The organism is Desulfuromonas soudanensis (assembly GCF_001278055.1).
GTDB classification, from domain to species: domain Bacteria; phylum Desulfobacterota; class Desulfuromonadia; order Desulfuromonadales; family WTL; genus Deferrimonas; species Deferrimonas soudanensis.
The window spans coordinates 898,782-909,934 of sequence record NZ_CP010802.1; the positions used below are offsets into that span (position 1 = coordinate 898,782).

13 protein-coding genes are annotated in these 11,153 nt (G+C 63.4%); 9 read left to right on the forward strand and 4 right to left on the reverse strand.

The window, feature by feature from the left end:
- The first annotated feature begins 10 nt into the window (after window positions 1-10).
- On the forward strand, window positions 11-838 hold the full coding sequence (locus tag DSOUD_RS03820) for a thiopurine S-methyltransferase (protein ID WP_082351386.1): 828 nt from the start codon (window positions 11-13) through the stop codon (window positions 836-838).
- A gap of 6 nt (window positions 839-844) precedes the next feature.
- On the opposite strand, the gene DSOUD_RS03825 is transcribed toward DSOUD_RS03820, so the two are convergent.
- On the reverse strand, window positions 845-1,348 hold the full coding sequence (locus DSOUD_RS03825; protein ID WP_053549756.1) for an MgtC/SapB family protein: 504 nt from the start codon (window positions 1,346-1,348) through the stop codon (window positions 845-847).
- A gap of 108 nt (window positions 1,349-1,456) precedes the next feature.
- On the opposite strand from DSOUD_RS03825, the gene DSOUD_RS03830 reads away from it, so the two are divergent.
- From DSOUD_RS03830 to ppnP, 3 genes are all read left to right on the forward strand, one after another.
- Window positions 1,457-1,867, forward strand: coding sequence for an acyl-CoA thioesterase (locus tag DSOUD_RS03830; RefSeq protein ID WP_053549757.1), 411 nt, complete (start codon window positions 1,457-1,459; stop codon window positions 1,865-1,867).
- A 136-nt stretch (window positions 1,868-2,003) separates the two neighbouring features.
- Entirely contained in the window at window positions 2,004-3,638 is a 1,635-nt protein-coding gene (locus tag DSOUD_RS03835; protein WP_053549758.1) for an ABC-F family ATP-binding cassette domain-containing protein, read from the forward strand.
- A gap of 93 nt (window positions 3,639-3,731) precedes the next feature.
- Window positions 3,732-4,061 (forward strand): pyrimidine/purine nucleoside phosphorylase, encoded by a 330-nt coding sequence (ppnP, locus tag DSOUD_RS03840; protein WP_053549759.1) that lies wholly within the window; start codon window positions 3,732-3,734, stop codon window positions 4,059-4,061.
- 107 nt (window positions 4,062-4,168) lie between these two features.
- Here the strand turns inward: ppnP and DSOUD_RS03845 are convergent, their stop codons facing one another.
- Window positions 4,169-4,282 carry an RCKP-type rubredoxin-like domain-containing protein gene (locus DSOUD_RS03845; RefSeq protein WP_053549760.1) on the reverse strand — a complete coding sequence of 38 codons (114 nt, stop codon included), beginning with the start codon at window positions 4,280-4,282 and terminating at the stop codon, window positions 4,169-4,171.
- Between the two features lie 132 nt (window positions 4,283-4,414).
- Between DSOUD_RS03845 and DSOUD_RS03850 the strand changes: the two genes are divergently transcribed.
- The 4 genes from DSOUD_RS03850 to DSOUD_RS03865 all read left to right on the forward strand — a co-directional run bounded on the left by DSOUD_RS03850 (window position 4,415) and on the right by DSOUD_RS03865 (window position 7,360).
- A complete protein-coding gene (locus tag DSOUD_RS03850; RefSeq protein ID WP_053549761.1) occupies window positions 4,415-4,870 on the forward strand; it encodes a YqaA family protein in 456 nt (151 codons plus the stop codon).
- Between the two features lie 45 nt (window positions 4,871-4,915).
- A complete protein-coding gene (locus DSOUD_RS03855; RefSeq protein WP_053549762.1) occupies window positions 4,916-6,136 on the forward strand; it encodes an MFS transporter in 1,221 nt (406 codons plus the stop codon).
- 190 nt (window positions 6,137-6,326) lie between these two features.
- Window positions 6,327-6,800 (forward strand): FKBP-type peptidyl-prolyl cis-trans isomerase, encoded by a 474-nt coding sequence (locus DSOUD_RS03860; protein WP_053549763.1) that lies wholly within the window; start codon window positions 6,327-6,329, stop codon window positions 6,798-6,800.
- An 89-nt stretch (window positions 6,801-6,889) separates the two neighbouring features.
- Window positions 6,890-7,360: a DUF2889 domain-containing protein gene (locus tag DSOUD_RS03865; RefSeq protein ID WP_053549764.1), complete on the forward strand. Its 471-nt coding sequence runs from the start codon at window positions 6,890-6,892 to the stop codon at window positions 7,358-7,360.
- 95 nt (window positions 7,361-7,455) lie between these two features.
- On the opposite strand, the gene DSOUD_RS03870 is transcribed toward DSOUD_RS03865, so the two are convergent.
- A complete protein-coding gene (locus DSOUD_RS03870) occupies window positions 7,456-8,190 on the reverse strand; it encodes a DUF4197 domain-containing protein (RefSeq protein ID WP_053549765.1) in 735 nt (244 codons plus the stop codon).
- A 180-nt stretch (window positions 8,191-8,370) separates the two neighbouring features.
- On the opposite strand from DSOUD_RS03870, the gene DSOUD_RS03875 reads away from it, so the two are divergent.
- Window positions 8,371-9,444 carry a mechanosensitive ion channel family protein gene (locus DSOUD_RS03875; RefSeq protein WP_053549766.1) on the forward strand — a complete coding sequence of 358 codons (1,074 nt, stop codon included), beginning with the start codon at window positions 8,371-8,373 and terminating at the stop codon, window positions 9,442-9,444.
- An 84-nt stretch (window positions 9,445-9,528) separates the two neighbouring features.
- Here the strand turns inward: DSOUD_RS03875 and DSOUD_RS03880 are convergent, their stop codons facing one another.
- Window positions 9,529-10,965 carry an alpha,alpha-trehalose-phosphate synthase (UDP-forming) gene (locus DSOUD_RS03880; protein ID WP_053549767.1) on the reverse strand — a complete coding sequence of 479 codons (1,437 nt, stop codon included), beginning with the start codon at window positions 10,963-10,965 and terminating at the stop codon, window positions 9,529-9,531.
- Between the last annotated feature and the right edge of the window lie 188 nt (window positions 10,966-11,153).

The window sequence follows — 11,153 nt, forward strand, 5'->3', positions numbered from 1 at the left end:
GGTTGGTTGGATGTGTGTAGAAGCGGCCTGGGACCGCGCCGGGATAAGAGGGGCTCCTAGAATTACACTGCCCCTTCCGGGGTGTCAACTCCTATCCCCGGCGCCTTGTTTCTTCCGCTCCCGTGGATCCTGTGTTACATATGGCCGGGAGGGAAGTGCCAACCAACGGAAGGAAGAGGAGAAGCGCAGAAGATTCTGGGAGGAGGCCTGGCAGAAGGGGAATATCGGTTTTCACAAGGAGGAGGTTCATCGCTATCTGCGCCGCCATTATATCCGGCTCGCTGTCGCGACGGGAGAGACGGTCTTCGTCCCCCTCTGTGGCAAGAGCCGTGATTTGCTCTGGCTGGCGGAGGAAGAGGCGGCGGTTTGCGGCGTCGAGCTCAGCACCCTGGCCGTCGACGCCTTTTTTGCCGAGAACGCCCTCGAGGCTGCCCGTCAGAGCTACGGTCCCTTCGAATCCTGGCGTAGCGGTACTCTGCAGATCCTCCTTGGCGACCTCTTCGCTCTCGTTCCCGCCGATCTGGCAGAAGTTCGGGCCGTCTACGACCGGGCTTCGCTGGTCGCCTTTCCTCCCGACATGCGCCGGCGCTACGCCGACCATCTCGCCGTCCTGCTGCCGTCGGGGTGCCGCATCCTGCTGGTGAGTTACACCTATGAGCAGAGCGAGCTGGCAGGCCCCCCCTTTTCTGTCCCTCCGGCGGAGGTCGAGGAACTCTTCGGCGACGCTTTCACCATCGAGCTCCTCGAGGAGGAGGATGCTCTCTCCGACCATCCAACCCTCCGGGCTCGGGGGCTTACCGCCCTCACCGAGAGCGCCAGGCTCCTGGTCCGCCGCTGACCGGACCTACTCCCGGGGCTCCTCGGGGGCGCGGCGGTCGTTGCGGCGGCGCAGGCTGGCAAGGTGACTGTGGACCCCGGACTGCAGGTTGATAAAGGTGTTCTCGAGCCAGCTCACCCCCACCAGAATGCCGACGGTCAGCAGCGACAGGACGATGGCCGCCCAATAGTGGTCGAGTCCGGCCTGGACGGCGATGGCCGCCAGGACCCAGATGGTCGCCGCCGAGGTGACGCCGATGACGGCGCCGTCCCGGGCCATCATCACTCCGGCGCCCAGGAAACCGATGCCGGTGACGACCTGGCCGATGACCCGCGCCGGATCCGCCTGGCCGCCGGTGAGGCCGAGTCCCGAAGCGACGAAGATGTAGGTTCCCAGGGAGATCAGGCAGCTGGTGCGGATCCCCGCCGGCTTCCCCGAGAGCTGACGTTCCACGCCGATGATGGCGCCGCAGGTGAGGACGGTGAAGATGGCGCCCCACTTGAGGGGTGCGATGGTCAGAATGAGATCCATGGTCCTTCCTTTTCTGCCGCAGGGGAAGGGAGCGGCGGCTCAGTGTAGATCGACGGCCGGGAAAATTCAATCCCCTTGCAAAGGGCTTTAAAAAGGAGGAGCGCCGGGATGAAAGAATGGCCTTACCGTCTCGAATTTCAGGTCCGCGACTACGAGTGCGACATGCAGGGGGTGGTGAACAACGCCGTCTACCAGAACTATCTCGAACATGCCCGCCACGAGTATCTCAAGACCCTCGGACTCGATTTCGCCGAGTTCACCCGCCAGGGGATCAATCTGGTGGTGGTGCGGGCCGAGCTCGACTACAAAAAGTCGCTCTCCAGCGGCGACTCCTTCTGTGTCGAGCTGCGCGTGGAGAGGGTCTCGCCGGTGCGCTTCGCTTTCCTTCAACAGATCCGCCGTCTCTCCGACGGGGCATTGATCCTCAGTGCCCGCATCGTCGGCACCGCTCTCAACCGGGGCGGGCGCCCGAAGTTGCCGCCGCAGATCGTGGCGGCGCTGGAGTCTCCCTGCGGATAAGGCGGGGAAGGGAGGTATTACCGCGACATTGATGAACGACAGGCTCCTAGGGTGGCGATTTTGCGCAGAAAAGGCTTGCGGCGAATCGACGTGCCGTGCTAACTGTGCCTGAAATTTTTCCTCTGGAGTTCCCTCTATGATTCACCTGACCGGCATCACCCGCCAGCACGGCTCTCAAATTCTCTTCCAGAACGCCAGCTTCCAGATCCTCCCCGGAACCCGCAGCGGCCTGGTCGGTCCCAACGGCGCCGGCAAGACCACCCTCTTCCGGCTGATCACCGGCGAAGAACACCCTGACGCCGGGGAGATCAGCTGTTCGAAAAAGACGGTGATCGGCTATTTCTCCCAGGACGTCGGCGAGATGGCCGGACGCTCGGCTCTCGACGAGGTCATGGCCGGGTCCGCCAGGACCATGGCCCTCGGCGAGGAGATCCAGGCGATGGAGGCCGCCATGTGCGAGCCGATGGAGGACTCCGCCCTGGCGACCCTGCTCGAACGCTACGGCGACGCCCAGGAGGAGTACGAGCACCGCGGCGGCTACGACCTGGAAAATCGCGCCCAGGCCGTTCTCACCGGGCTCGGCATCGGCCCTCTCGATTACGACCGGCCGGTGGAGACTTTCAGCGGCGGCTGGAAGATGCGCATCAGCCTGGCGCGCATCCTGACCCTCAACCCCGACGTCCTCCTCCTTGACGAGCCGACCAACCACCTCGACGTCGAATCGATCGTCTGGCTCGAGGACTGGCTCGCCAGCGACTTCAAGGGGGCGCTTCTGATGACCAGTCACGACCGGGATTTCATGAACCGCCTGGTGACGCGCATCATCGAGGTCGGCAACAAAACCGTCACCACCTACGGCGGCAATTACGACTTCTACCTGCGGGAGCGGGAGATCCGCCGCGATCAGCTCCTCGCCAGTCACCGCCGCCAGCAGGAGATGCTCTCCAAGGAAGAGGAGTTCATCGCCCGCTTCGCCGCCCGGGCCTCCCACGCCGCCCAGGTGCAGTCGCGGGTCAAGAAGCTGGAGAAGATCGAGCGCATCGAGATCCCCGCCGAACAGAGGAGCGTGCGTTTCGAGTGGGCCGCCCCCCCCCGCTCGGGGGACGACGTGGTGAGAATCGAGGGGCTCGGCAAGGTCTGGCCCCTGGCCGACGGCGCCGAAAAGGCGGTCTTTTCCGGCGTGTCGGGGCTGATCCGCCGCGGCGAGAAGATCGCCGTGGTCGGGATCAACGGCGCCGGCAAGTCGACCTTTCTCAAGGTCCTCGCCGGGGAGACAAAGCCGAGCGCCGGGAGCGCCGAGATCGGCGCCAACGTCAATCTCGGCTACTTCAGCCAGCACGCCATGGATGTCCTCGACCCAAAAAAAACCGTCTTCGACACCGTGCAGGACGTCATCCCCCAGGCCTCCATCGGCGTGGTGCGCAACCTCTGCGCCGCCTTCCTCTTTCAGGGGGACGATGTCGACAAGCGCATCGACAAGCTCTCCGGCGGCGAGAAGAGCCGGGTGGTCCTGGCCACGCTCCTGGCGCGGCCGATCAACTTTCTGGTTCTCGACGAACCGACCAACCATCTCGACATCCAGTCCCGCGAAACCCTCCTCGAGGCGCTGCAGTCCTTTGCCGGCACCGTGGTGCTGGTCAGCCATGACCGCCACTTCCTGCGCGCCCTCGTCAACCGGGTCTTCGAGATCGACCACGGCGAGATGCGCACCTACGAGGGGGATTACGAGTATTACCTGCACAAGACCGGGCGGGATCACCGGCTGGTCTAGGCTTCTGTCGATGAATCGGCTTGCGCGGTTTTTCCGGTTGTGATAACTACACGAGTCGTTCTTGACTATCCAATAATCGATCAGGAGGCCACCATGAGCTATGCCCCCCCCGAAGAGTTCTCCGGCGTCACCGTCGCCTGCAAGGCCAACGTCTATTTCGACGGCAAGGTCGTCAGCCACGCCGTCACCTTCAGCGACGGCAGCAAAAAGACCCTCGGCCTGATCTATCCCGGGAGCTTCAAGTTCAACACCGACGCGCCGGAAAAGATGGAGATCATCGCCGGTGGCTGCCGGGTGCGCATCGCCGGGAAGGGGGACTGGATCGGTTTTCCTGCCGGGACCTGGTTCGACGTTCCGGGGAAGTCCTTCTTCGAGATCGAGGTGGAAAAAGGTGTCGCCGAGTACGTCTGCTCCTTCTGCTGAGGAGCCTGGGCCAGAGCGACGCGACCTTCCCATGACAACGAAAAAGGGCGACCGCATGGTCGCCCTTTTTTCTTCTCTGCGCCGCGCCCCGGGAGACGGGAGAGAAATCAGGCCTCGGGTTTTTTGACAAAACCGCCGCTGGCCTGGCAGGTCGGGCATTTCTTCGGCTTGCAGCGCCCCTCTTTTTCGTAGCCGCAGGCTTCGCAGGTCCAGGTTGCCATGGTCGATCTCCTTTCGGGGTAAAGGTTACAAGAACGGTCATATATTACGCCGCCTTCGTCTTCTGTCAACAAAGAAATCGTTCGACCGTCTCGGAGATTGACAGGGGCGGGCGCTGAGGCTAGATTCGCGCCATGGAAGAGATCCTGATTCCCTACGGCTACCCGGCCCTGTTTCTGCTAAGCTTCTGCGCCGCCACTCTCCTCCCCCTCGGGTCCGAATGGCTGCTGGCGACGCTGCTGCTGCAGGGGAGCGATCCCGTTCTCGGCGTGGCCATTGCCACCGCCGGCAATACCCTCGGGGCCCTGACCACCTACGCCATCGGCCTCTGGGGTTCTCCCCTCCTGTTCGGCCGGCTGCTGCGCATCGACGGGGGCGCCCGGGAGCGGGCCGAACATTTCTACCGCCGTTGGGGACCCTGGAGTCTCCTCTTCTCCTGGGTGCCGGTCGTCGGCGACCCCCTCTGTCTGGCCGCCGGAGTGCTGCGGGTCGGCTTCGTCCCTTTTCTCCTGCCGGTGGCCGTCGGAAAGCTCGGCCGCTACCTGGTCGTCGCCCTGCTGGTGCTGCAGGGGGAGCGTCTTTTGGCCTGAATCGTTTTTCTCTTTGTCCGTCCCCTCCCTTGCGAGGTCTCCGCCATGTCCCGATCTACTCCTCACTACGCCTGGGTGATCGCCGCCACCGGCGCCCTGACCCTTTTTGCCTGCCTGGGGCTGGCCCGTTTTGCCTTCGGCATGCTGCTGCCGGGGATGGGCGCCGGACTCGGCCTCGGCTTTGACGAGATGGGTTTCGTCAGCACCGGCAACTTCGTCGGCTACCTCGCCGCCGTGGCCATGGCGCCGACGCTGATCCGCCGGTTTCGTCCCCGGGCCCTGATCGCCTCCGGACTCCTTCTCATCGCCCTGTGCATGCTCGGCATCGGGCTGAGCCGCTGCTTTGCCGCGGTCCTCTGTCTCTATGCCCTGGTCGGCATCGGCAGCGGCCTGGCCAATATCCCGGTCATGGTCCTGGTCTCCCACTGGTTCCGCCGCGAGCGCCGGGGGCGGGCGGCGGGGATGATGGTGATGGGCAACGGCGCGGCGATCATCTTCTCCGGCCTCCTGATTCCCGTACTCAACCGCACCTTCGGCGACGCCGGCTGGCGCAGCGGCTGGCTGGTCCTCGGCGCCCTGACGCTCCTCATCGCCGTTCTGGCCGCGTACCTTTTGCGCAACGACCCGGCCGACCTCGGTCTCGAACCCCTCGGCCGCCGGGAAGCGCTCCCGGCCGAAGCGGTAATCCCCCGGGAGGTGCCCGGGACGGCCCGGGTCCTGGTGACTCTCGGCGTTCTTTACCTGATCTTCGGCGCCACCTACATGATCTACGGCACCTTCTTCGTCACCACCCTGGTGGTCGAATACGGCTTTGCCGAAGCCCGCGCCGGTCTCTTCTGGTCCTGGGTCGGCTTCTTCGCCCTCTTCTCCGGCATCGCCTTCGGCGCCCTCTCGGACCGTATCGGCCGCCGCGGGGGGCTGGCGGCGGCCTTCGCCGTGCAGACCCTCGCCTACCTTCTGGCCGGCTCCGGTCTCGGTACCCTGGCCCTCCTCGGATCGGTGGTCCTCTACGGGCTGGCGGCCTTCGCCATCCCCAGCATCATGGCGGCGGCCATCGGTGATTATTTCGGGTTGACCCGGGCCGCCTCAGCCTTCTCCCTCGTCACTTTCTTCTTCGCTCTCGGACAGACCGTCGGTCCGGGGAGCGCCGGGGTCCTCGCCACGGCCACCGGCACCTTCACCACCAGTTATCTCGCCGCGGCCGCTTTGACCGCCCTGGCCCTCGGTCTTTCGACTCTCCTCCCCCGTTCCGGCGCTCTGCGCTGACCCGGCGTCCCCCTTTTGCCGTCGGCCGTTTTTTTTACTGGACTGAAAGTGGCCATCTCCCTTACCATGCCCCTCTGACAAGTGACCAACCTGGCGAACGAATCCCCGATTCGTCCCGAAAAATCCAACTCTCCGCTTCGGCCCGGAGTATCGGGCTGGACAACACCAACGCACAGCGAAAGGTAAAACAATGGCACAGGTAAAAAAGGGCGATCGCGTCCGCATCCATTTCACCGGCACCCTCGAAGACGGCACGGTATTCGACAGCACCCTCAAGGATGACGAGGGGGATTGCGGCTGCGACGACTGCGGTTGCGAGGAAGCCGGACCCATGGAACTGACTCTCGGCGAAGAGGAATTCTTCCTGCAGATCGAAGAAGCGCTCATCGGTATGTCCCCCGGCGAGAAAAAATCGGTGATCATCCCCGCAGAAGAGGCGTTTGGCGAGTACGACGAGGAGAAGGTCTTTGCCGTTGAACGCAGCCAGTTCCCCGCCGACATCACCCCCGAATTCGGGCAGGAACTCGAGTTCGCCGATGATGACGACGAGACCTACCCCGTGACTGTGGTCGAAGTCGACGACGCGACCGTGACCCTCGATGCCAACCACCCTCTGGCCGGAGAAAATCTCACCTACGAATTCGAACTTCTCGAGATTCTCTGAACCGGACCGATAACATCCGAACATAGGCGGCCTCCGGATCCAGTTCGGAGGCCGCCGCCGTTTGGGGCGGCGACGCCACAGGAGGGGATATGCGCAAGCTCAATACCATGGAGGATTTCCAGCGGGACATCTGCTACCGGGTCCTGGTCCGGGAGGACGAATCGATCGAACTGACCGCCTCGATGCGCGACCGCTTCCACGACGTCGACCTGCGGGTCGTCGTCGACGGCGCGACCCTGGCGATCCGCGAGGCCGGCGTTACCTTTAGCAAGTCGCCAAGTATCCACTGTGGCGTCGTGGCCAAGCGGCTCGACGGCCTGCTTGGGGTGGTCATCGGGCCCGGACTCAGTCGCGCCCTCAACGCGGCCCTCGGCGGGGAGCAGGGGTGCGGCAACCTGCGCACCCTCCTTCTCGGGCTGCTGCCGCTGGCTCTCAACGTCAAGGCCGCCGCCGGGATCGACGACGAGGACGAAATGCTCGACACCATTCATCGCCACCTGCAGGGGACCTGCGGCGGTTATCCTCTCGACGTAAAGGACGGGGCGCACTCCGCGGGATGATCCGGTGGGAAAACGTTTGGTGACCGAAGAGAAAAAAAGAGGGCGGCCCGATTTGGGTCGCCCTCTTTTTTTCTCTTTTTTGTTAAGGGGAGCGATCAGGTCCCGGAAAAAACCCGGCGCAAAAGGGCGGTGGTTCGGGCCGCCGGATCCTGGCGGATCTTTTTTTCTTCGTCGGCCAAAACGGTAAAGAGCCCGTCGAGCCCCTTGTCGGTCACGTAGCGTTCCATATCGACGGCCGGAGTCTTCGATGCGAAGGGGAGCGCGGCGTAGGTGCGGGAGACCTGGTCGTAGATCCGGTAGAGGCCGACTTCGCCCATCTTCTCCCTGACGATCGGTTGGAAACGGCTGCGCAGGGCGGTGGTGCTGCGGGTGCGGAAATAGTCGGTGGCGGCGTGGTCGCCGCCGCGGAGGATGGCAAAGGCGTCGGCCAGCGTCATTTGGGCCAGGACAGCAAAAAAGACCTCTCTCGCCTCGCCGCTGGCCTTTTCGGCCGCCCGGTTCATGGCGGTCTCCAGGGCGTCGACCTGGGACCCGAGGCCGACCTGGCGGAGGGTCCTGGCGGCCCCGGCGAACTCCTTCGGCACGGCGATGCGGATCAGGGCGTTGCCGAGAAAACCGTCGACCCTGGCCGTCGATTGCACGGTACGCTCGGTGCCGATCTGCAGCGCCTCGCGCAGACCGGCGGCGACAGTCCGTTCGTCGAGGGGCGCCGCCCCTCCGCTTTCGGAGAGCACTTTGAGGAGGTCGCCGCCCAGCGAACCGTTCTGCATTTCGACGCAGCCGGCAAGGGTCAGGCCCAGGGTCAGCAGGATCAGGGTGCGCAGCAGCATGGTTTCTCCTTGAATGGGGGCAGGTAGCGGGAAGGTAGCAGAAGCCGCCGTTTCTGGCAAGCCTCCCTTCCGGGTGTCGCCCTTGACGGGCCCCGCGCTGTCGCCGATACTTGAATGCAGCAAAAAAAAACGAGGTCGGCGGCGACCGGTGAATCCGGAAGCGCCGGAGAAGGAGGGGAAATGGACTGGAGCAAAGAACTCGAGGGCCTCAGCGGATGGCAGGCCGCCGGAGTCTCCCTGGTCATTCTGGCCGTTGCGGTGGCGATCGGTCTCCTGGCCTGCCTTCTGTTGTTCAAGATTCTCTTTCGCCTTGCCGGCCGTCAGGAGAGTTCCCTTCACCAGTCCCTGGTGCGGCGCTGGCGCTCCCCGGCCAGATTGCTCCTGCCGTCGCTGGCTCTGCTGCTGATCCTTCCTGTTTTGCGATTTCCGGTGGAATTGACCGGTCTCCTGCGTCACCTCCTGAGCCTGGTTCTGATCGGCGGCGTCTGCTGGCTTCTGGGCGCCACCACCTTCGGCCTGCGGGAGGTGATGCTCGATCGTTACGATCTTAAGGAGCGGGACAACCTCAAGGCCCGGACCGTCCATACCCAGGTCGATGTGCTGGTCAAAATCGTCATGGTCGTCCTCTTCTTCCTCGCCGGGGCGACGATGCTGATGACCTTCGACAAGGTCCGCCAGGTCGGGGTCAGCCTCCTTGCGTCGGCGGGTATTTTCGGAATCATCGCCGGATTTGCCGCCCAGCGCAGCCTTGCGACCCTGATCGCCGGTATTCAGATCGCCATCACCCAGCCGATTCGACTCGATGACGTGGTGATCGTCGAGGGGGAGTGGGGGCGCATCGAGGAGATCACCCTGACCTACGTGGTGGTGCGCATCTGGGACCGGCGGCGCCTGATTGTGCCGATTTCCTGGTTCCTGGAAAAACCTTTTCAGAACTGGACCCGGGTTTCGGCGGACATCCTCGGAACGGTCCTTTTCCACGTCGACTACAGCGTTCCGGTGGCCGAGGTGCGCGCCGAGCTGGAACGGATCGTCGCCGGGGAAAAAGCCTGGGACGGCAAGGTCGTGGGGTTGCAGGTCACCGACGCCACGGACAAGACCCTCGAGCTGCGCGCTCTGGTGAGCGCTGCAGACTCCGGGTCCGCCTGGGATTTGCGCTGTGCCGTGCGCGAGAAGCTCATTGATTTTATCAGTCGCACCTACCCTGAGTCCCTGCCGCGGCTGCGCGCCGAGGTCGCTTCAACCCCCGAATAAATCGTGGCGGACTTGAATGAAGAAGAGACGGCCGTTCCGAAAAGGGCGGCCGTCTCTTTGCTTGCACCCTTCATGCAGAGATGTTCAGAGGGGAGGGGCCCTTTGGATTTTGTTTTCCGCCAGAAAGGAGCGGGCCCACCGGTGGACGTCGTTGCGGCGGATTTGCGCCCGCAGGCGATGCATCCGTCGCCTCCGCTCTTCGGGCTCCATGGTGAAGGCCCGGTAGATGGCATCGGCGGTCTCTTCAATGTCGTAAGGGTTGACCAGCAGGGCCTCCTTGCCGAGCTGATCGGCGGCGCCGGCGAATTCGCTCAGGATCAGAACCCCGTCGTGGTCCACCGAACAGGCGCAGTATTCCTTGGCGACCAGGTTCATGCCGTCGCGCAGCGGGGTGATCAGGGCCATTTCCGAGGTTCGGTAGTAGGCCAGGAGCTGAACCCTGTCCAGGCTGCGGAACTGATAGTGGATCGGGGTCCACCCCGGTTCGGCAAAGTGGCCGTTGATCCGCCCGGCCAGGCCGTCGAGTTCCTCCTTGAGGGTCTGATACTCGGGGACCAGGGTCCGGCTGGGAACGACCACCTGGAGGAGCGAGAGATTCTTGTGCAGGGCCGGGTACTTTTGCAGGGCGCGCTCGAAGGCCAGAAAGCGCTCGGGAATCCCCTTGGTGTAGTCCAGGCGGTCGATTCCCAGTATCAGCTGGTGATCCTGGAATTTTTCGTGCAGGTACCAGGCCGCATCGGCCACCTCGGTCGATCGTGCGTCGGCATCGAACTGATCGAAGTCGATGCTGATGGGAAAATGCCCCGTTTTGATCACGCGGTTCTTCCATTTGATCAGCGTGTAATGACGCTGCCGGCTGAGAACTTCGGCCCCGGGAAGAAAGGCGAGAACGCCGTTGGTGAAATTGCGGCGGTCGCGAAGGGTCTGAAAACCGATGAGGTCGTATTCGAGCAGGGCCCGCAACAGCTCGATCTTCCAGGGGAGGCGCCGCAGGAGGTCCGGGGAGGGGAAGGGGATGTGGAGAAAATAGGCCAGGGATTGACGGACCCCCATCTGCCGCAGATGGGCGCCGACCAAGGCGAGCTGGTAGTCCTGGACCCAGATCAAATCATCTTCTGTGGCGACCTGGAGGATCCCCTCGGCGAACCGGCGGTTGACCTCGTCGTAGGCCAGCCAGTTCTCCTGACTGAAGTGACAGTGCCCCAAGAGGTCGTGAAAGAGGGGCCAGAGGGTTTCGTTGGAAAAGCCGAGGTAGTATTTTTCGACTTCCGTCTCGGTCAGGGGGACAGGATGGAGGCGATAGTTGTGCTCCTGGCTGAAGCGTGCAAAAAGTTCGTCGAGGGGTGCCTCCTCGCCGCATCCCGGCCAGCCGATCCACAGCCCGTTTCGTGATTTCAGGATCGGAGCGAGGGCCGTGACCAGGCCGCCGGATCCGGGTGCGATCTCCCAAGCCTCCTCCTGTTGACCGACGACGATCGGCAGCCGGTTGGAGACCACAACCAGTCGTTTCTGTTTTTCCATCCGCTTCCTTTCCGGCGGTTGCCCGGCTCGTCCCGAGGTGGAGGGAGGGAGAAGCCGTTCCTGCAATTTAAAAAAACCAGATAACAGTTTAGCACAATCGAAAAACCCTGGACGGTTTTGGGCGCCCAGGTGTTGGAAAATTGTTGTAAAAATGATAACATAGAACCCAATTAATTCTGTTTTTTTGT

Excerpts from the sequence above, each read along its gene's own strand:
- DSOUD_RS03845 (WP_053549760.1), bottom strand. The coding sequence starts at position 4,282 with ATGGCAACCTGGACCTGCGAAGCCTGCGGCTACGAAAAAGAGGGGCGC.
- DSOUD_RS03860 (WP_053549763.1), top strand. The coding sequence starts at position 6,327 with ATGGCACAGGTAAAAAAGGGCGATCGCGTCCGCATCCATTTCACCGGC.
- DSOUD_RS03865 (WP_053549764.1), top strand. The coding sequence starts at position 6,890 with ATGCGCAAGCTCAATACCATGGAGGATTTCCAGCGGGACATCTGCTAC.
- DSOUD_RS03870 (WP_053549765.1), bottom strand. The coding sequence starts at position 8,190 with ATGCTGCTGCGCACCCTGATCCTGCTGACCCTGGGCCTGACCCTTGCC.
- DSOUD_RS03835 (WP_053549758.1), top strand. The coding sequence starts at position 2,004 with ATGATTCACCTGACCGGCATCACCCGCCAGCACGGCTCTCAAATTCTC.
- DSOUD_RS03830 (WP_053549757.1), top strand. The coding sequence starts at position 1,457 with ATGAAAGAATGGCCTTACCGTCTCGAATTTCAGGTCCGCGACTACGAG.
- DSOUD_RS03850 (WP_053549761.1), top strand. The coding sequence starts at position 4,415 with ATGGAAGAGATCCTGATTCCCTACGGCTACCCGGCCCTGTTTCTGCTA.
- DSOUD_RS03875 (WP_053549766.1), top strand. The coding sequence starts at position 8,371 with ATGGACTGGAGCAAAGAACTCGAGGGCCTCAGCGGATGGCAGGCCGCC.
- DSOUD_RS03820 (WP_082351386.1), top strand. The coding sequence starts at position 11 with ATGTGTGTAGAAGCGGCCTGGGACCGCGCCGGGATAAGAGGGGCTCCT.
- ppnP (WP_053549759.1), top strand. The coding sequence starts at position 3,732 with ATGAGCTATGCCCCCCCCGAAGAGTTCTCCGGCGTCACCGTCGCCTGC.
- DSOUD_RS03855 (WP_053549762.1), top strand. The coding sequence starts at position 4,916 with ATGTCCCGATCTACTCCTCACTACGCCTGGGTGATCGCCGCCACCGGC.
- DSOUD_RS03880 (WP_053549767.1), bottom strand. The coding sequence starts at position 10,965 with ATGGAAAAACAGAAACGACTGGTTGTGGTCTCCAACCGGCTGCCGATC.
- DSOUD_RS03825 (WP_053549756.1), bottom strand. The coding sequence starts at position 1,348 with ATGGATCTCATTCTGACCATCGCACCCCTCAAGTGGGGCGCCATCTTC.